Below are 18228 nucleotides of genomic sequence, written 5' to 3'. Positions count from 1 at the left end.
TCTGGCGATAAATCCTGTGCATACTGCACAACACCCACCGTGCGCCCGTCACTGCTGCTCAATTGGCACGCGCGGTGCAATAGGCCTGCGTCACTCATTCAGGGAGCAAGGCACATGACGCAGCAAGAACCGGGCAACGATTACCCCCTCAGCGAAGTCCCGATGCACGCACGCAAGGGCCTGGCGTCCACCGCCATGGTGCTGCTGGGCTTCACCTTTTTCACCGCGACCATGTTTGCCGGCGGCAAGCTGGGCGTGGCGTTCAGTTTCGTCGACATGCTCGGCGTCGTGGCCTTGGGTAACCTGCTGTTGGGCATTTATGCCGCAGGCTTGGGTTACATCGCGTTCAAGAGCGGCCTGAACTCGGTGCTGATGGGGCGCTTCTGTTTTGGCGAAGTCGGCAGCAAGCTCAGTGATTTGATCCTCGGTTTCACCCAGATCGGCTGGTACGCCTGGGGCACCGCCACCGCCGCCGTGGTGCTGGGCAAATATTTCGAGCTGAGCCAGGGCAGCGTGCTGGTGCTGATGGTGCTGTTTGGCCTGCTGTTCTGCGCCACGGCCTACGTGGGCTATCGCGGGTTGGAGATTCTGTCCTACATCGCGGTGCCGGCCATGGGCATTCTGTTGTGCCTGTCGATGTGGGTCGCCACGGTGAAAGTCGGCGGGCTGCAAGGCTTGCTGGCGGTGGTGCCGACGTCGGAACTGGACTTGTCGACGGCGATCACCCTGGTGTTCGGCACCTTTGTCAGCGGCGCGACCCAGGCCACCAACTGGACGCGCTTTTCGCGCTCGGCCAAGGTCGCGGTGCTCGCCAGCCTGATCGGTTTTTTTGTCGGCAATGGCTTGATGGTGCTGATCGGGGCTTATGGCGCCATCGTCTATCAACAGCCCGACGTGGTGGAGGTGTTGCTGCTGCAAGGCTTTGCCACGGCCGCGATGGCGATGTTGCTGCTCAATATCTGGAGCACCCAGGACAACACCATCTACAACTTCGCCGTGGCCGGTTGCAACCTGCTGCGCACCCGCCGCCGCAAGACGGTGACCCTGGCAGGTGCGGTGATCGGCACGCTGCTGGCGCTGCTCGGCATGTACGACATGCTGGTGCCGTACCTGATCCTGCTGGGCACGGTGATTCCACCGATTGGCGGGGTGATCATGGCGGACTTTTTCTATCGCTACCGCGGCCGCTATCCGCGCCTGGCCGATGCGCGCCTGCCGGCGTTCAACTGGCCGGGGCTGACCGCCTACGCCGTGGGCACCGTACTGGCGTTCAATTCGCCCTGGGTGGCGCCGTTGGTGGGGATCGTGGCCGCGTCGCTGACCTACATGTTACTCAGCGCCGTACTGCGTGTGCGGGCACCGTTGGCTGACGCACAGGCATGAGCCTGACCATTGCCGATGTGCTCGCCCTGCCAGGGCTGGATTCCCTGTGCCTGCGCGCCGGGGCGGCGGGCCTGGAGAATGCCGTGCGCTGGCCGTATGTCGCAGAGAACAGCGGCATCGCCGAGTGGGTGCTGGGTGGCGAACTGGTGTTCGTCACCGGTATCAATCACCCACGGGACGAAGCGAATTTGCTGCAACTGCTGGAGGAAGCCTGCCTGCGTCAGGTGGCCGGGTTGGTGATTCTCACCGGGCCGGCCTATATCCAGGCGATTCCCCAGCGCTTGCTGGACGCCGCCGAAGCCGCCGACATGCCGCTGATCGAACAGCCTTACTCACTGAAAATGGTGCTGGTGACCCAGGCGATCGGTTCGGCGTTGATCCAGTCGGAGCAATTGGGCCGCTCGCGGCACGATGTGCTGGAGCGGTTGCTGGCCGGTGACTATCAATCGTTGGATCTGCTGCTGCACCGCGCCGCCCAGTTGGGCATGCCCCTGGCCGGCCATTGGCAAATCGTGCAGTTGCAGTTGGAGGGCAGCGACGCGTTATTTGCCCAGGGTGAGGCCGCGCAGATGGAAGCGCAGTTGGCGCGGCAACACGACAGCATTACCCGGCGCTTGCGGCAGTTGTCGGCCGCGGTACCGGTACTCGGGCGCGCCGGCCAATGGACGTTGCTGCTGCCGGCCGCCGATGCCGTCGCGGCGCTGGCTAACCGGGAGCAACTGGCCAATTGGTTGAAGCCGCTGAACCTGCGTCTGGCGCCGCTGAAACTGTTCATCGGCCTGAGCGCCGCCGCCCACCCGCCGGCGCGCCTGGCCCAGGCGCAGGATGAAGCGCGCCAGGCGTTGGCCGCCGCGCGGCGCTTCAGCGAACGCGCCGGGCTCTGCGTGTATGACGAACTCGGCGTATTGAAGCTGCTCAGCGGCGTGCGCGATCGTGCGCTGCTCGACCAGTTTCTCAATGACCGCCTGGGCCCGTTGCTGCGCCACGACCTGCACCATGGCCCAAGCCTGCTGCCGACCCTCGAAGCCTGGTTCCACGAGAATGGTAACCTTGTGGCCGCCGCGCAGCGCCTGGCCGTCCACCGCAATACCCTGACGCACCGCGTCCAGCGCATCGAAGCCCTGTGCGGGCTGAGGCTGGATAATTCGTATGACCGCCTGGACATCGGCATCGCGCTGATGATCTGGCGGCTGTCTGCCTGATTGTTTTTAGCCAAGAGGAACTTGCCCATGCACATCATCAACGCCCGCCTGCGCAACCGTGAAGGCCTGCATGATCTGCACCTGGAACACGGCCGGATCGCCAGCATCACGCCGCAAACCACAGCCCCCACGGCGGGGCCCGACGACCTCGACGCGGCCGGCAACCTGGTGATACCGCCCTTCGTCGAACCGCACATCCACCTCGACGCCACCCTCACCGCCGGCGAGCCGCGCTGGAACATGAGCGGCACCCTGTTCGAAGGGATCGAGTGCTGGGGCGAACGCAAAGCCACCATCACCCACGAAGACACCAAGGCCCGCGCCAGGAAAACCATCCAGGCCCTCGCCGCCCACGGTATCCAGCATGTGCGTACCCACGTCGACGTCACCGACCCGGACCTCACCGCGCTCAAAGCCATGCTCGAAGTGCGCGAGGACACTGCGCACCTGATCGACCTGCAAATCGTCGCCTTTCCCCAGGAGGGCATCGAGTCGTACCGCAACGGCCGCGAGCTGATGGAAGAAGCCGTCCGCCTGGGCGCCGACGTGATCGGCGGCATCCCCCACTTTGAATACACCCGCGACCAGGGCGTGAGTTCGGTGAAGTTCCTGATGGACCTGGCCGAACGCAGCGGCTGCCTGGTCGACGTGCATTGCGACGAAACCGACGACCCGCACTCGCGTTTCCTCGAAGTGCTCGCCGAAGAAGCGCGCAGCCGCGGCATGGGCGCCCGCGTCACCGCCAGCCACACCACGGCCATGGGCTCCTACGACAACGCCTACTGCGCCAAACTGTTCCGCCTGCTCGGGCATTCGGGTATCAGCTTCGTCTCCTGCCCCACCGAAAGCATTCACCTGCAAGGGCGCTTCGACAGTTTCCCGAAACGGCGCGGCGTCACCCGCGTCAACGAACTGCTGGAAGCCGGCATGAACGTGTGCTTCGGCCAGGACTCCATCGTCGATCCCTGGTACCCCCTGGGCAACGGCAACATCCTGCGGGTGCTCGAAGCCGGGTTGCACATCTGCCACATGCTCGGCTACCGCAACCTGCAAAACGCCCTGGACCTGGTCACGGACAACAGCGCCAAGGCCATGGCCCTCGGCGATCGCTATGGGCTGGAACCCGGCCGGCCGGCCAACCTGTTGATCCTCTCGGCCGACAGCGACTACGAGGTGATTCGCAGCCAGGGCCTGGCGCTGTACTCGATCCGCAACGGTAAGGTGTTGATGAAGCGCCAGCCGGCGCAGGTGACGTTTTTGTAGCACGCGGGGTTCAATGAGCAGCCGCTGATACGACTCGACGCGATCAGCCGCGCGGCCCCGCATCGAGCTGCGGCCGCGCAGCCCCGAACAGGCTGACGCTCAGCACTGTCGCATCCTGAATCTGCAACCGAACCGGCACCGTACCGCCCGGCATCACCACCGCGACCTCCCCGCCCGCGACCCAACCGGCGCGCCACGCGGCGCACGCCACGGCACAGGCGCTGGTCCCGGAGGACGCCGTCGGCCCCTCTCCCCGCTCGAACACCCGCGCAAGCACTCGATTGCCGGACGCCTGGGCAGCCCATTGCAAGTTGACCCCGGCCACACAGGGCTGGCCACGCCCGGCAGGTGGCGCAAATGCAATCGCCTGCAAGGGCTCGAACAGTGCGCTCTGGTGCATCGGCAGATTGTCCGGCAGCGCAGCGGCCTGGTGCACCAACGTCACGCAATGGGGGTTGCCCACCCGCACAAACTGGCTGCGCGTCCATGCCGGGTTGATCGCCGCCAGCGCGGGCACATGACTGAACGCCCCTTCTTCGGCGCCAGGCAGGTCCGCGCCGACCGCCAGCGGGCCGAACGCCGGCTGCCCCAACGCCAGCCAGAACCCACGCACCTGCTCGTGCAGTGCCGGTTCGACATAGGTGGCCAGCGGCGACTTCGCATCCTGTTTATCGTGATGCACCCGCAGCTCGCAGCCCTGCGTCATCAAGCCCTGATCGCTCAGCGCCTGGGCAAAGATGGTCAGGCCATTGCCACTGCGCTCCGCAAGGGAGCCGTCAGTGTTGACGATCAACAGGTCGAACGGCGGCGCCGCCTGGAACGGCCCGACCAACAACCCATCACAACGGTGCGCCTTGGCGCCAGCCGGACGCGGCGAAGGCCCCCAGCCACATTCGGCGGCAATGGCCGGCAGTGCCCAAGCGTCGCGCCGGCTCGCCGCGAGGGCCGCAGTGTCGGGCACCTCGACCCCGTGGCGACGCAAACAGGCCGGGCTGACCACCCCATAGATATTGCCGCGGGCATCGTAGAACCGGGTCATGGGGTCGCCTGGCTGAAAGTCCTTCATCGCTTCGTCCGTCCAATCGTCTGCACACAGAAGCAGCAGCGTATTACAGAACGGTCGGCGCGTGGGAAGTGGTCTGGAAGGTGCGTCATCCGCCGCAGGAAGCCTGGGGTTCAGCAATTCTCACGAGGATTACGCACCTTCCAGACCACCTCCTACACGTCGATGTCCTCTAGGTGGCAGCCAGTGTCCAGAGCGTTCCGTGCTGGAAAAAATAAAACCCGTCGCCAGCACGAACGCCGCGTGAACCTGGCTCGCTCGATCAGGCTTGATGTGTAAGGATGTCGCGCCGGACATCGTTCGTTGAACGCAAAACCAAGGATTCTCCATGACTGCCATCCCCACCCCAGCGCCCGTGGTTCCCGGGCGGCTGGAGCAAATGTCGACGCGCATCGCCTTCTTCATCGCCGGCTTCGGCATCGCCGCCTGGGCGCCGTTGGTGCCGTATGCCAAGGCCCGCGCCGAACTCAACGAGGGCACCCTGGGCCTGTTGCTGCTGTGTCTGGGGGGCGGCTCGATCATCGCCATGCCGGTGGCCGGCGCACTGGCCTCGCGCTATGGTTGCCGGCGCGTACTGAGCGCCGGGACGGTCCTGATCTGCCTGGCGTTGCCCATGCTCGCCACGGTCAGTTCGATCCCGTTGCTGATGGCCGGTCTGTTCCTGTTCGGCGCGGGCCTGGGTACGGTCGACTCCACGGTCAACCTGCAAGCGGTGATCGTCGAGCGCGCCAGCGGCAAAACCATGATGTCGGGCTTCCACGGGTTGTTCAGCCTGGGCGGCATCGTCGGCGCAGCGGGGGTCTCCGGGTTGCTGGGGCTGGGGTTTTCGCCGCTGCAGGCGACCCTGGTGGTGATCATCATCATGGCGCTGGCGCTGTTCAAGGCCGCCCCCCACTGGTTGCCCTACGGCAGTGAAAAGGCCGGGCCGCCGTTTGCCATTCCCCACGGCGTGGTGCTGTTTATCGGCGGCTTGTGTTTCATCGTGTTTTTGGCCGAAGGCGCCGTGCTCGACTGGAGCGCGGTGTTCCTCAGCGCCGAACGCGGCCTGGATGAAGCCTACGCCGGCCTGGGTTATGCGGCCTTTGCCCTGACCATGACTGCCGGGCGCCTGACCGGCGACAGAATTGTCCGTCGACTGGGGGCTGCCCGGGTGATCGTCACCGGCGGGGCGCTGGCGGCGGCCGGGATCTTCCTCGCGACCCTGTCACCGGCCTGGGCCATGTCCCTGCTGGGCTATGCGCTGGTCGGCGCCGGATGCTCAAATATCGTCCCGGTGCTCTACACCGCTGTCGGCAAGCAGACCGTCATGCCGGAACACATCGCCGTGCCGGCCATCACCACCCTCGGCTATGCCGGCATTCTCGCGGGGCCCGCGGTGATCGGTTTCATTGCCCATGGCAGCAGCCTGGCGACTGCCTTCCTGTTGATCGGGGGATTGCTCGCAGCGGTGGCGGTCAGCGGCAAAATACTGCGGGTATGAGCAAAGGACATGAGCGGCCTGAATCCTTCAAGTAGCTCATGTACGCCTGATCGTTTCTTCCCTGCCTTATCGTTTCCCGTCCGCAGCGCTGTGCCTGGCAGAACGGTTCAGTGGTTAGCCCAGATGCCGCTCGGTGTCATTGGCCAGACGGCAAGACAACTTGTGCCATAACCCGGCGAGCGTGGAAAACACAGGGCTGGACAACGGTTCCTCCGTGAATGTTCGAGAACCTTTATCGAAGTCTTCGGCGGTGGGCGCCCTGAAGCTGAACTTCGGCGAAGACATGAGGTTGAGTGCCTGCGAACGGGATGTGCTTGGGAGGCCTGCTTCCCGTGCAGGCATCGCCAGGCTCGCAACCGTGTACTGGGAGGGCTGAGATTCAAAGGATGTCGAATTCATAGTCCAGACCTGATTCGGTAGGTGAAGACACCGGCAGCCATTCAACGGCCGATGGCAATCTCTTCGTGGTAAAACCCTTCCTCCCTGACTGAAGTGGTGCTTCCTGCTCACTACGCTTACCAACCTATGCCGCGAGTGACGCGGCATTCGGCTGTGCCCGAGTTAACGCAGCAGTTTCAGCAGTTCGCGTCGCGAAATCTTGCCGTCGCGCTGCCACTCGTCAACATTGTCCATCCGCCCCTGCAGAATCGAACGGGCCATGACTTCCTTGGTCAATTGGATGAGATGGTCAGTGAAGGGGTTGCCCGTCAACGCTTGCGCCGCAAACTCTTTGAGCTTGTCGAGCTTGATGCTGTCGCCCCGACCGTTGCCCTTCAACTGTTGGAAATGGCCGAGCATTTCCTTGATCAGCTGTTTGTCGTCTTTGAGTTTAAAGGGGTTATCGGAACCGATGACGCTCATAATGTCGTCCCTGGACAAGCGGCCATCCGAAGCACCGGTGCTCATGTTTCGATCGAGCGCGCGTACCAGCTCGGGACGCCGCAGCAGTTCCTTCGCCAGGCGGATATTGGCGTCCATCTGCGGGTTGCCGGTCAACGGTCGCTCGGCCATTTTTTTCAGGCTTTCGAGGGTGACTTGCCGCGAAAAATGCCCTTCCCTGAACGCGCCGTAATTGCTCAGCAGCGCCTGGGCCAGTTGCTGATTGCTTTGCTTGGAGTAATGCGGGTCCGGCCGTTCGGGGGTTGGGCGCGGCGGTGGGCCGGGGTTCGGGCGCACATTATCGGGCAGCGGACGTTGCGGCGGCCCCGAGTGATAATGACCGTGGCCGAAGTACGGGCGCGACGACGTGCTGCCGAATGCTGAGCCGAAGTGATACGAATCCCAGAACAGGCTCTGGCTGGCCGATGAGCTCATAGACCGCTCGGCAATGGACATGGGGTCTCTGAAAGACTTGTCATCAGAGGAGTGAGCGACAGACTGCATGAATACTGATGCCGACATTTAGTTCTCCAGTTCGGTTTGATCAGACGCCTTGCCTCAGCGCTCCAGGCGCCCCGACGATCGACAAATCGTCAAGCAAACCAGCGGAAGCAGGCTTATCCTGTGTGGCAGAACTGTGGGAGTCGGTTCCTGATCGCGCTGAAAGTTTCCAGCGCCCAGGTAGGAAGAGCATCTGCTGAGATACGGAACTCATCACCTTCCCAAGCCGTTTCGGCGCAGCCAGCCCCCTCGCCGCCCAACCCGACCCAGGCGCGCAAAAAACCTCGGTTCACCAGCATCAACCGTCAGCGGCGCAGGTGCATGGACTGCAGAATCGCGGCTGGAATTTGTTCGAGCGGCAACTCGCGCTCCACCGCACCGAGCTTGAAGGCCTCCTTAGGCATGCCGTACACCACGCACGACTCTTCATTCTGGCCCAGCGTCAGCGCGCCGTTGTCGTGCATCTCCTTCAACCCGCGAGCGCCATCGTCCCCCATGCCCGTCATGATGATGCCCAGCGCGTTGCCGCCTGCGCTGCGGGCGACCGAACGAAACAGCACGTCCACCGAAGGGCGGTGCCGGCTGACAGGGGGCCCGTCAACGATTTCAACCAGGTATTGGGCGCCGCTGCGCTTGAGCAACATGTGCCTGCCGCCGGGAGCAATCAACGCACAACCGGGAATGACGCGGTCGCCATTTTTCGCCTCCCTGACTTCGATCTCGCACAGGCGGTTGAGCCGCTCGGCAAATGCCGCGGTGAAGTGTTCCGGCATGTGCTGCACGATCACGATTCCCGGGCACACCCTGGGCAAGGCAGTCAGCACCAGCTCCAGGGCTTGCGTGCCGCCGGTGGACGTACCAATGGCGACGATGTTTTCGGTGGTGCGCGCCATGGCATGCGTGCTCGCCGGCAGTATGACGTCGGCAGTCAGCTTGACCGGGGCTCGCTCGCTGGACGGCACCATGCGTTTCATGTTGGCACGGGCTGCGGCCTTGACGGCACCGGCCAATTCATCGGAACTGTCGGTCAGGAACTGACGCAAATTGAGTTGCGGCTTGGTCACGATACTCACCGCACCGGCCGCCAGCGCTTGCATGGTGGTGGCCGCGCCCTTCTCGGTCAGCGTGGAGCAGATGACCACTGGCGTCGGATGTTCGGCCATCAGTTTCTTGAGGAACGTAATGCCATCCATCCGCGGCATCTCGACGTCCAACACGATGACGTCCGGCCATTGCTTGTTCATCTTGTCCATGGCGAACACCGGGTCCGCCGCCGCGCCGATCACTTCAATGGCCGGGTCTTGCCCAAGGGTCGCCGTCAGCACCTGGCGAACCACCGCGGAGTCGTCAATGATCAGTACTTTGATAAGGCTCATATCGCACGCTCTCCATGAGGGCTGCTGAGTGGCCAATGCAGGGCCAGGTAGTTGAGTTCGATGTTGCCATTGGCCAGATCGAACACCACGGTTCGATAACCCACGCCTTCCACATGAAAGTTGTAACACCGCAACTGATGCGAATCGAGCAGGTGCCTGGCTTGCTCGACATTGCGCTGGCCAACGTAGTGATTGTCCGAACGCGCCAGCCCCGGAAACATATCCCCGCCGCCATACACGCTGATTCTGAACTCCGTCGGCGGCACCTTGATCGCGTGCATTCGGCCGAGCAGCAATTGGAGCGCCTCATCGCCGTAGCGACCATCCAGTGCAGCCGATCTCTTCACTGCGCGCCGGGGCAACAGGTAGTGGCACATGCCGCCCAACAAGCGCCGCGGATGCCAGACCACCAATGCAACGCATGAGCCCAGCACGGTGCGCAGCCGAATGGCGCCCGAACCGAAAAACCACTCGCCGGGATTCAGGTACACCTCGCGGGACGGTGGGGTGTCAGGCATGCGGCCTCCGATAGATCGAAGGCTTGACCAGTCGCAGTTCATCGGTCACGCCATTGAGACTTTCCGAATGGCTGACCAGGAAATAGCCGCCGGGCTTGAGGTGGCTGACCAGGCGCTTGACCACTTGCACTTTGGTCTCGCTGTCAAAATAGATCATCACGTTGCGCAGGAAGATCACGTCAAACATTCCAAGCTTCGGCAACGGATTGTTCAAGTTGATGGCCTGGAAATCGATCCTCGACGCCAGCGCCGGTTCGACCATGAAGCAACCGTGGTTGGCGCCGACGCCCTTGAGGCAATATTTGTTGAGCAACGCTTGGGGAATGCCGCGCGTGCCTTCGAGGGGGTAGCGCCCCTGGCGGGCCGTTTCCAGTACCCGGCTGCTGATATCCGATGCGACGATTTCCCAGGGCCGGCCGCCGAGGCTGTCCGCCAGGACCATGGCCAGGGTGTAGGGCTCTTCACCGCTCGAGCAGGCGCCGCTCCATACACGCAAAGGCCCGCTGCCACGCAGTTCGGGCAGTGCGACATCGCGCAGGAAATCAAAATGCTTGGGCTCGCGGAAGAAGTAGGTTTCGTTGGTGGTCAGCATATCGACCGCCACTTGTAGTTCCGTCGCGTCCTTCATCAACACTTTGTAGTACGCGCCGTAGGTATTGAGCTTGAACACTTGCAGGCGCTTGGCGAGCCGAGCGCTCACCAACTGTTTTTTGGCATCCGACAGGCTGATGCCGGCGATTTGATGAATGAGAGTGCGAAACTGCAGGAACTCCGCATCGGAGAGAATCACGTTCATGAGGACACTCCCAAAAAACAATCAGGCAGTTGAAGGCAGCAAGGGATCAAGGGTTGCCAGCACATCGACCTGTTCCAGGGACAACACGCGACCGATATCCAGCAACAACACAAAACCGCTCTCCAATTTGCCGATGCCCAACAGGAAGTCCGCTCTGACATCGGTCCCGAAATTCAAGGACGGTTCGATATCCTGATCGGCGATTTCAAGGACCTCGCTGACCGCATCCACAATGATGCCCACCGGCTTGCCCCCGGCATTGGCCTGTACCTCAAGGATCACAAAGCAGGTCCTCGAGGTCTGCACCGTGCGCTCGCCGCGAAAGCGCACGCCCAGGTCCAGCACCGGAACCGCCGCGCCGCGCAGATTGATCACGCCGCGGATGCTGGGCGGTAACAACGGCACGCTGGTGATCGGTCCGTATTCGATGATCTCTCGCACGTTGAGCGTGCCGACGGCGAACATCTCATCCCCCAACTCGAAGGTGAGGTATTGGCTAGGGCTCGAGACCGTGGCTTTACCTGGACTTGCGATGGATAACGCCATGACTCACCTCGCATCGATTACTTTGCGGCCGCGCCGGGAGGCGCGGTCGTATACGTCAAGCTCGCATCAAGCCGGCCATCTCATCGACACACAACACCTGCTCGATTTGCAGCAGCGTGACAAACGCACCTCGCACCTTGGTCATCCCCCGGATGAAGTCGGTACGGATCGGGTTACCAAAGGCCGGCGCGGGCTTGATATCGATATCGAGGATCTCGATCACTTCGCTGACCGAGTCCACCACCACCCCCAGCACCTGGGACTCGCCCTCCTTCGCCGCTTCAAGAATGACGATGCACGTTCGGCTGCCCAGCACCGTCACACCCTTGCCAAACCGCGCCTTGAGGTCCACTAACGGCACCACTGAACCGCGCAGGTTGATCACCCCGCGCAGGAATGTCGGCATCATCGGCACCGTGGTCACCTGGTTGTATTCGATGATTTCGCGAACGTTCAGTGTATTGACCGCATACATCTGCTGGTCAGCCAAGAAGGTCAGGTACTGCAAGGGCTCATCGACCTGCGGCGCTGACTCCAAAGTGCTCGGCATAACGGCTGTGGCGCTCATGGGTCAGCTCCCGAAGCGGACGAAACCGCTCTCCACCGCACGGCTATCCTGGTCGAACGTGGATGCCGCGCGATTGATCACGGGCATCGAGGCGGTCCGCCCGGCGCGCTTGCTCTGTACGCTGAAAAAGCCCATGAGTTCCTGCAACTGCTCGGCCTGGCCGCTCATTTCCTCAGCCGTCGCCGCCAGCTCTTCGGAGGCCGAAGCGTTTTGCTGGGTCAATTGGCTCATCTGCGACATCGCGCTGTTGATTTGCTCGGAGCCGATGGATTGTTCTTCCGAGGCGGCCGCGATTTCCTGCACCAGGTCAGAGGTCTTGGCGATCGAGGGCACAATCTCGTCAAGCAGGTTGCCCGCCCGTTCCGCCAAGGCCACGCTGTTCTTGGCCACTTCACTGATTTCCTGCGCCGCGATCTGGCTGCGCTCGGCCAGTTTGCGCACTTCGGCCGCCACCACCGCGAAGCCTTTGCCGTGCTCGCCGGCACGCGCCGCTTCGATCGCCGCGTTGAGCGCCAACAGGTTGGTCTGGTAAGCGATGGAGTCGACGATGCCGATTTTCTCAGCGATGGTCTTCATCGCCGCCACCGTGTCCTTCACGGCGCGACCGCCTTCCGAGGCTTCCTTGTTGGCTTTACCCGCCATGCCGTCGGTCACCTTGGCATTTTCGGTATTTTGAGCAATGGACGCCGACATCTGCTCCATCGATGCCGAGGTCTGCTCCACCGACGCGGCCTGTTCGGACGCCGACTGCGCCATGCTTTGCGCAGTGGCGGAGATCTCCTCGGAAGCACTGGACAGCGAATCGGCTGAGCCGCGCACTTCGCCGATGATTTCCGAGAGTTTTTCCACGGTGCCGTTGACCGAGTTTTTCAGTTCCAGGAACTTGCCTTGATAGTCGCCGTTGATGGTCCGGGTCAGGTCGCCATTGGACATCGCCGACAAGACATCCATGGCTTCAGTAATCGGCACGATGATCGCATCCAGCGAACCGTTGATCCCCAGGATGATGCGGCGGAAATCACCTTGATGCCGAGCGGCGTCAGGCCGGGTATCGAGTTTGCCGATCAGCGCGCTGTCGCTGATCTGGCTGGTGTCTTCGACGAGCGCCAGGATATTGGCCCGCAGTTGCTCGATGTTCTCGTTGATAAAGGCTTTTTTGCCGGGGAATTGCTCAAGCGGTGCTGACAGATTGCCTTCGCCAAACGCGCGGATACAGGCCATGGCTTTTTTCTTCACGCTGATATGGCCACTGACCATCTGATTGATGCCCTGACCGATATCGCGGTACGAACCCGAGAAGCGATCGACGTCGATCATGACGTCAATGTCGCCTTTTTCATGCTCGCTGGACATGTGCTGCATCTCATGGATCAACGCCAGCACATTGCTGCGCAGCAGCTCGATGTTTTCATTGATAAAGGCTTTTTTGCCCGGGAATTTTTCCAGCGACGCCGACAGATCACCTTCACCAAAGGCGCGGATGCAGGCCATGGCTTTTTTCTTCACGCTGATATGGCCGTTGACCATCTCGTTGATGCCCTGGGCCATGGAGCGGTAACTGCCATGAAAGCGGCCAGCATCGATCTGTGCATCGATGTCGCCCTTGTCGTGTTCACTGGACATGCGGTTTATCTCCGCGACCAGCCCATGCAGGCTCGCGCCCAGTTGTTGCATGGACGCCATCAAGCTCGTGGTGTCACCGGGCTTGAGCGTGGCTTTGGCATCCAGCTCCCCCGCTGACAAGCGAGCGGCGAAAGCGCGCACGGCCACCGGTTCGCCGCCGAGTTGGCGCATCAGGTTGCGCCCCAGAAGTGCGCCCACCAACGCGGTGGCTAAAAATGTCAGCGCGCTGACCAGCAGGATGAGGGAGCGGGCATTCTTCTCAGTGGCGGTGGCAACCAATTGGCCCTTGCGCCCCAGTTCCAGGTTGTATTCGCGCAGCTCACCGATCGTCGTCAGCACCGCACTCTGCAATGGCTGGCTGGCCTCGATCAATGCGCGGGCCGAGGCTTGATCACCGTCGTCGATGAACTTGTCGAAATGCGCCTGCAGGGTCGCGAATTCACCCAAGCGGCCACGTAACTGCTTCAACAGTGCTGCGTCATGGTCGTCGGAGACCAATGCGGCCTCATAGTGATCCAGGGCTTTGCCAATCACACTGAAGTTCTGTGCCACGTTCTGCGTATAGCTGGACACGAAGTTTTTTTCGGAATCGTTCAGACGTTGCCATTCCAGGGTGTGAAGGTCGGTGAACGCAGCCGCCGCACGGTCGATTTCCAGCAAGCTGGGCACGGTATTGACGTTGGCATAACTGGCGCTCGTATTGATTTCACCGGCCAGGTAAAGGCTGGTACCACCCAACACGACAACGCCGAGCACTGCGGTGAAAACCAACAGCATGATATTTCTGATAACGGTCATGGCGAGGAACTCCTGATGACGCTCATTAAGTCGATAACGGACTTGGGATCGAACGGTGGGTGGCGTCCTTGGCAACGTGTCCTAACAAATTGGGTATATCCAGAATCAGGGCGACGGCTCCACTGCCAAGGATGGTGAACCCGCCGAGCCCATGGGCCTCACCAAACACTTTGCCCAATGGCTTGATCACGGTTTGAAACTCCCCCTGCAAGCGATCGACCACCAAGCCAGCACGCAGGCCGGCGTATTGCACGACGACCACGTTTTCTCGACTGCCTCGAGGTTCTTGCACATCGAACATGTCCCGCAGGCGCAGGATCGGCAGCACATCTCCACGCAGGTCCAGGTAACCGGTGTCTGCGCCCTGTCCAGGCGCCAGCTCGATGCACTCCTCCACCATGTTCAGCGGGATGACATAAGAAGCCTTGCCCACCCCGATCAGAAAACCGTCGATGATGGCCAGGGTCAGCGGCAGACGAATCCGTACCGTTGTGCCCTGCCCTTCTTCGCTCTCGAGGCTCACGCTGCCGCGCAACGCGGTGATATTGCGCTTGACCACATCCATGCCCACCCCGCGGCCGGACAGGTTGCTGACCTGGTCGGCGGTGGAGAAGCCCGGCTCGAAAATCAAGTTCAGGATGTCTTTATCCGCCGGTAGCTGGCCGTCCCCCACCAGGCCACGCTCGCGGGCCTTGGTCAGGATTTTGTCCTTGGCCAGGCCACCGCCGTCGTCCGACACTTCGATCACGATACTGCCGGACTCGTGGTAGGCATTCAGGCGTACCGTGCCCTGGGCCGGCTTGCCCCGTTGAAGGCGCGTCGACACGGCCTCGATGCCATGGTCCATGGCGTTGCGCACCAAGTGCGTCAACGGGTCGCCGATACGTTCGACGACGGTCTTGTCCAACTCGGTCTCGCCACCGCCGATCTGCAGCACGATGTCCTTGCCCAGTTCCTTGGAGACGTCGCGCACCACCCGCTGGAAGCGCGTGAATGTCGCGCCGATCTGCACCATGCGCAGGGTCAGTGCCGAGTCACGCACCTCTTCCACCAAGCGCGATAACAGGCTGGTGGCTTCGATCATCTCGCCAATTCCGCTACGCACTGCCACCAGGTTGGCTCCGGCGCCGGCGATGATCAGCTCGCCAACCAGGTTGATCAGTTGGTCCAGCTTGGCGGCATCGACGCGGATCAGGTTGCCTTCGTTGCTCGCCGCGCCCTTGCCGGCCTTGATCAACGGCGCGACTGAATCGGGGGGTGCGTCCAGCTCGCCGCGCATCTCGACTGGAGCATGCTCACCCTCCTGGGTGACGAGCAGGGCCTGGGACTCCGTCAATGTGCCGCAACGCACCAGCAGCTCAAGCAGCACGGCATTGTCTTCCGGCAATCCGTCGAGATGCGCGCGACAGGCTTGGACAGAGGCTTGCGGTGCAAGGATCTGGACGAGCGCGTCATCGCGCACAAAATCAAAGGCCCCGTCGATGACCTCCCGCGAGGCATCGCTGAGCAGCGCGAGTTCAAAGCCCAGGTAGTTGGTTTCCGGGTCCATCGACGCAAACGGCGGCAACCCCTCGCACAGTGTGACGGTATGCAGCAACTGCCCCAACGTGCTCAGGTAACGCAGGAACGCCAGCGGGTCCATGCCGTTGCGCAATACATCCGGACCAAAGCGCAGGGACAAGTGCCAGTGGCCGGGACTTGCGCCCGGCTCGTCCGCCGGCAACGTGGCTGGAGCGGGCGAAGCACTCGGCACCGAGCCTTCCAGGTACTGCGCGAGCCGCTCGCCCAGGCATTGGCCCTGGACCCGCAGCGGTTCGTCCAATCGGTCAAGGTTGCCATCCTCGGCCAGCAGGTCGATCAACTGGCCGATATGGTCACGGGCATCGAGAAACAACGCACTCAATGCCTCGTCGACGCGCACTTCCAGGCTGCGGACCCGGTCCAGGACGCTTTCGGCGACATGGGTGAACTCAACGATGGGCATCAAGCCAAACAAGCCGGCCGAGCCTTTGATGGTGTGGGCCACGCGGAACAAGCCGTTGATGGTGTCGAGGTCCTGCGGCGACCTCTCGATCTGCAGCAGTGCGTCTTCCATTTGCAGCAGGAGCTCGCGACTCTCGGCAATGAAAGTCTGCAGCACGTCATCCATGTTCATGGGCTGGGCCATACGATCATGCTCCAAGCGACTGGGCGAAAAGCGGATTGGCGAAGTAGTCGTCAAGACCGCTGAGCCGTATTGCTTCGATTACGGTCGCGCTCGGGTTGCTCAGCAACAGCTGCGTTCCGTCCTTGAGCGACTCGCGTTTGATGAGGATCAACAGTTGCAGACCGGCGCTGTCCAGTTCGTCGACATTGGACAAGTCCAACTCAACCTCATGCGCCAGCGGAAACAACGACAACAACAGGTCTTTTTGTTCAGTGGCGGTGTAGATCGTCAGGGGGCCTTCCATGACCTGGATTCGACGTAGCATCGGTACGGTGCTTTTCATGGAAACCTCCTGGCCAGCGGTCGCTGGTCATTGCTATGGCAGGATCAACTTGGAGACGGCAGTGAGCATTTGCGCCGGCTGAAAGGGCTTGACCATCCACGCCTTGGCACCGGAGGCCTGGCCTTGCTGCTTCATCGCATCACTGGCCTCGGTGGTCAGCATGATGACCGGCGTGAACTTGTAGGCCGGCAATAGCTTGGCCGCCTTGACGAAGCTGAAGCCGTCCATGTTGGGCATGTTCACGTCGCTGACAATCAGGTGGATTTTGCGTCCGTCCAGTTTGCTCAGCGCATCTTTGCCATCACAGCCTTCGATCACGTCATAACCCGCGCCTTTGAGAGTGATGCTGACCACCTGCCGGATGGAGGCAGAGTCGTCGACGATCAGAATGGTTTTGCTCATCGGAAAAGCTCCTCTAGAAAAAGGTGATTTCGCTGTCATCGGACTTGGCGTGCGTGTTACCGCCATGGATAGCGTGTTGCTCCGGCATGGTGTAGGCCGTTGAAAGCTCTTGCAGCCAACGATCACTGACCATCGGGCTGAGGGTATGCCCGCTCAGGCTCGATGCCTGGCGCTCGTCCAACTGCTGCTGGAGCTTGTCCAGGTCGCGGGTAATCAGCGTCAACATCTGGCTGACGCGGTCCTGGAACTGCAAGGCGACCAGCACCTGGGCAATCTCGTCGGCAACGTTGGCGCTCTGCTGTTGCAGGTCATGGCTGTTGCGCACGAGGGTCTGGGCGGTACCGCGAAAATGTTCGATGACCTGCGAGACCACACGCTCCGAATCCGCGAGGGTCAAGGTGTCTTGTTCAGCGTGGTGGCGGGACATTTGCACCGTGCGGGCAATGGCCGCGTTGACGGTATTCACGGTTTCACTGATCTTGCGCCCGGTCTCGCCGGACATACTCGACAGCTTGCGCACTTCATCGGCGACCACCGCAAAACCTCGCCCCGCCTCACCGGCGCGCGCGGCCTCGATGGCGGCGTTGAGGGCAAGCAGGTTGGTTTGACTGGCGATGTCACCGACAAACTTGGCCATCTGCTGAAGTTGTTCGGTGAAGCCGGAGAGCTGCAGGACTTCTTTGAGTTCGCTCTCTTTATTGGAGAGCGCGGAGCGCAGGGCCAGCACGATGGAATTGAGGTCGCGCTGGCCGACTTCCAGCAAGTCGACCAATTGCTGGGAAGCATCTTGCCCGCCGTTGCTGGCCACGCTGTGGCTGATGTTCGATGACAGCGTGCCAAAGCGTTCGCTGAGCTTGAGGATGGACGTTTCGCTGATCACGCGCGCGGCTTCGATCTGCCTGGACCAAACGGGAAGCACGCTGAGGCACACGTCTGACAGGCCGTTATCGACGGCCAATGTCGCCGAGACCTCGGGCGGCTGATCGAGCTGGCGTTGCAGGCTGTTGCAATGCGCCTGGAAGCATCTGTTTGCCCAAAGGCCCAAGCCAACGCACAGCACCAACAACGCGCCCCCTGCCGCCACAGCCCATGCGCTGAAGTCATTGCTGTAGGCAACCGCAAGGCCTCCGAGCAGACCGGCCAAGGCGACCGGAAACACTATCAAAGCAGCCGAGGGGGGTGTGGTCTGTTCGCTCACGGTCTGTCTCCCAATCGAAGCATCTCGTCGCCGGTTGATCGGCAGTTCGATTGCTTGAGAGGGATACTGGCCCAATAATGGCACCACGGCCATCGGACCATCCCTATTCCAGGGTAGGGATACCGGCAACCAAGGTAGGAAAA

The 18228-nt window shown here is 61.9% G+C and carries 16 protein-coding genes and 2 pseudogenes; 4 read left to right on the top strand and 14 right to left on the bottom strand.

Annotated elements, in window-relative coordinates; translation table 11 throughout:
• Positions 1-114 precede the first annotated feature (114 nt).
• From codB to codA, 3 genes are read left to right on the top strand one after another with little or no spacing between them, the layout of a single operon-like run.
• On the top strand, positions 115-1383 hold the full coding sequence (gene codB, locus PverR02_RS10755; protein ID WP_017847008.1) for a cytosine permease: 1269 nt from the start codon (positions 115-117) through the stop codon (positions 1381-1383).
• Positions 1380-2585 carry a PucR family transcriptional regulator gene (locus tag PverR02_RS10750; protein WP_046384045.1) on the top strand — a complete coding sequence of 402 codons (1206 nt, stop codon included), beginning with the start codon at positions 1380-1382 and terminating at the stop codon, positions 2583-2585. Before codB ends, PverR02_RS10750 begins: the two co-directional genes overlap by 4 nt.
• A 27-nt stretch (positions 2586-2612) precedes the next feature.
• The gene (codA, locus tag PverR02_RS10745; protein WP_079443288.1) at positions 2613-3848 is read left to right on the top strand and encodes a cytosine deaminase; all 1236 of its coding nucleotides are present in this window, start codon (positions 2613-2615) and stop codon (positions 3846-3848) included.
• A gap of 43 nt (positions 3849-3891) precedes the next feature.
• Here the strand turns inward: codA and PverR02_RS10740 are convergent, their stop codons facing one another.
• A complete protein-coding gene (locus PverR02_RS10740) occupies positions 3892-4887 on the bottom strand; it encodes a diaminopimelate epimerase (RefSeq protein WP_079444998.1) in 996 nt (331 codons plus the stop codon).
• Between the two features lie 352 nt (positions 4888-5239).
• Here PverR02_RS10740 and PverR02_RS10735 point away from each other — a divergent pair, with 352 nt between their 5' ends.
• Positions 5240-6391 carry an MFS transporter gene (locus PverR02_RS10735; RefSeq protein ID WP_079443287.1) on the top strand — a complete coding sequence of 384 codons (1152 nt, stop codon included), beginning with the start codon at positions 5240-5242 and terminating at the stop codon, positions 6389-6391.
• Positions 6392-6505: 114 nt separating this feature from the next.
• Here the strand turns inward: PverR02_RS10735 and PverR02_RS32530 are convergent, their stop codons facing one another.
• The 13 genes and pseudogenes from PverR02_RS32530 to PverR02_RS10675 all read right to left on the bottom strand — a co-directional run bounded on the left by PverR02_RS32530 (position 6506) and on the right by PverR02_RS10675 (position 18178).
• On the bottom strand, positions 6506-6676 hold the full coding sequence (locus PverR02_RS32530) for a hypothetical protein (RefSeq protein ID WP_226926067.1): 171 nt from the start codon (positions 6674-6676) through the stop codon (positions 6506-6508).
• Between the two features lie 276 nt (positions 6677-6952).
• A complete protein-coding gene (locus tag PverR02_RS10725; protein ID WP_079443285.1) occupies positions 6953-7705 on the bottom strand; it encodes a hypothetical protein in 753 nt (250 codons plus the stop codon).
• A gap of 371 nt (positions 7706-8076) precedes the next feature.
• A complete protein-coding gene (locus PverR02_RS10720; protein ID WP_046384049.1) occupies positions 8077-9147 on the bottom strand; it encodes a protein-glutamate methylesterase/protein-glutamine glutaminase in 1071 nt (356 codons plus the stop codon).
• A complete protein-coding gene (locus tag PverR02_RS10715; RefSeq protein WP_079443284.1) occupies positions 9144-9665 on the bottom strand; it encodes a chemotaxis protein CheD in 522 nt (173 codons plus the stop codon). The genes PverR02_RS10720 and PverR02_RS10715 overlap by 4 nt, the downstream gene beginning before the upstream one ends.
• Positions 9658-10461, bottom strand: coding sequence for a CheR family methyltransferase (locus PverR02_RS10710; RefSeq protein WP_017847000.1), 804 nt, complete (start codon positions 10459-10461; stop codon positions 9658-9660). Before PverR02_RS10710 ends, PverR02_RS10715 begins: the two co-directional genes overlap by 8 nt.
• 21 nt (positions 10462-10482) lie before the next feature.
• Positions 10483-11007, bottom strand: coding sequence for a chemotaxis protein CheW (locus PverR02_RS10705; protein WP_026140027.1), 525 nt, complete (start codon positions 11005-11007; stop codon positions 10483-10485).
• Positions 11008-11062: 55 nt separating this feature from the next.
• Complete coding sequence (locus PverR02_RS10700) at positions 11063-11575, bottom strand: chemotaxis protein CheW (RefSeq protein ID WP_227778821.1); 513 nt, start codon at positions 11573-11575, stop codon at positions 11063-11065.
• Between the two features lie 3 nt (positions 11576-11578).
• Positions 11579-12418, bottom strand: a pseudogene (locus tag PverR02_RS33235) (methyl-accepting chemotaxis protein); the annotation flags it as partial.
• A gap of 60 nt (positions 12419-12478) precedes the next feature.
• Positions 12479-13975, bottom strand: a pseudogene (locus PverR02_RS33230) (MCP four helix bundle domain-containing protein); the annotation flags it as partial.
• Positions 13976-14021: 46 nt separating this feature from the next.
• The gene (locus tag PverR02_RS10690) at positions 14022-16163 is read right to left on the bottom strand and encodes a chemotaxis protein CheA (protein WP_079443282.1); all 2142 of its coding nucleotides are present in this window, start codon (positions 16161-16163) and stop codon (positions 14022-14024) included.
• A gap of 4 nt (positions 16164-16167) precedes the next feature.
• Positions 16168-16485: an STAS domain-containing protein gene (locus tag PverR02_RS10685; RefSeq protein ID WP_017846995.1), complete on the bottom strand. Its 318-nt coding sequence runs from the start codon at positions 16483-16485 to the stop codon at positions 16168-16170.
• Positions 16486-16518: 33 nt separating this feature from the next.
• Positions 16519-16887, bottom strand: a complete 369-nt coding sequence (locus PverR02_RS10680) for a response regulator (RefSeq protein ID WP_017846994.1) — start codon at positions 16885-16887, stop codon at positions 16519-16521.
• 13 nt (positions 16888-16900) lie between these two features.
• Positions 16901-18178 carry a methyl-accepting chemotaxis protein gene (locus PverR02_RS10675; protein WP_372340280.1) on the bottom strand — a complete coding sequence of 426 codons (1278 nt, stop codon included), beginning with the start codon at positions 18176-18178 and terminating at the stop codon, positions 16901-16903.
• Positions 18179-18228 lie beyond the last annotated feature (50 nt).

This window comes from Pseudomonas veronii (assembly GCF_002028325.1).
GTDB lineage: Bacteria > Pseudomonadota > Gammaproteobacteria > Pseudomonadales > Pseudomonadaceae > Aquipseudomonas > Aquipseudomonas veronii.
The sequence above is the reverse complement of the archived record's forward strand: the minus strand, read 5'-3'. Positions and strand labels throughout refer to the sequence as shown.

Bases quoted from the DNA above. Each gene is read 5' to 3' on its own strand.
- PverR02_RS10750 (WP_046384045.1), top strand. From the start codon at position 1,380: ATGAGCCTGACCATTGCCGATGTGCTCGCCCTGCCAGGGCTGGATTCC.
- PverR02_RS10690 (WP_079443282.1), bottom strand. From the start codon at position 16,163: ATGGCCCAGCCCATGAACATGGATGACGTGCTGCAGACTTTCATTGCC.
- PverR02_RS10685 (WP_017846995.1), bottom strand. From the start codon at position 16,485: ATGAAAAGCACCGTACCGATGCTACGTCGAATCCAGGTCATGGAAGGC.
- PverR02_RS10735 (WP_079443287.1), top strand. From the start codon at position 5,240: ATGACTGCCATCCCCACCCCAGCGCCCGTGGTTCCCGGGCGGCTGGAG.
- PverR02_RS32530 (WP_226926067.1), bottom strand. From the start codon at position 6,676: ATGTCTTCGCCGAAGTTCAGCTTCAGGGCGCCCACCGCCGAAGACTTC.
- PverR02_RS10680 (WP_017846994.1), bottom strand. From the start codon at position 16,887: ATGAGCAAAACCATTCTGATCGTCGACGACTCTGCCTCCATCCGGCAG.
- PverR02_RS10705 (WP_026140027.1), bottom strand. From the start codon at position 11,007: ATGGCGTTATCCATCGCAAGTCCAGGTAAAGCCACGGTCTCGAGCCCT.
- codA (WP_079443288.1), top strand. From the start codon at position 2,613: ATGCACATCATCAACGCCCGCCTGCGCAACCGTGAAGGCCTGCATGAT.
- PverR02_RS10715 (WP_079443284.1), bottom strand. From the start codon at position 9,665: ATGCCTGACACCCCACCGTCCCGCGAGGTGTACCTGAATCCCGGCGAG.
- PverR02_RS10720 (WP_046384049.1), bottom strand. From the start codon at position 9,147: ATGAGCCTTATCAAAGTACTGATCATTGACGACTCCGCGGTGGTTCGC.
- PverR02_RS10700 (WP_227778821.1), bottom strand. From the start codon at position 11,575: ATGAGCGCCACAGCCGTTATGCCGAGCACTTTGGAGTCAGCGCCGCAG.
- PverR02_RS10725 (WP_079443285.1), bottom strand. From the start codon at position 7,705: ATGAGCTCATCGGCCAGCCAGAGCCTGTTCTGGGATTCGTATCACTTC.
- PverR02_RS10675 (WP_372340280.1), bottom strand. From the start codon at position 18,178: ATGGCCGTGGTGCCATTATTGGGCCAGTATCCCTCTCAAGCAATCGAA.
- PverR02_RS10740 (WP_079444998.1), bottom strand. From the start codon at position 4,887: ATGACCCGGTTCTACGATGCCCGCGGCAATATCTATGGGGTGGTCAGC.
- PverR02_RS10710 (WP_017847000.1), bottom strand. From the start codon at position 10,461: ATGAACGTGATTCTCTCCGATGCGGAGTTCCTGCAGTTTCGCACTCTC.
- codB (WP_017847008.1), top strand. From the start codon at position 115: ATGACGCAGCAAGAACCGGGCAACGATTACCCCCTCAGCGAAGTCCCG.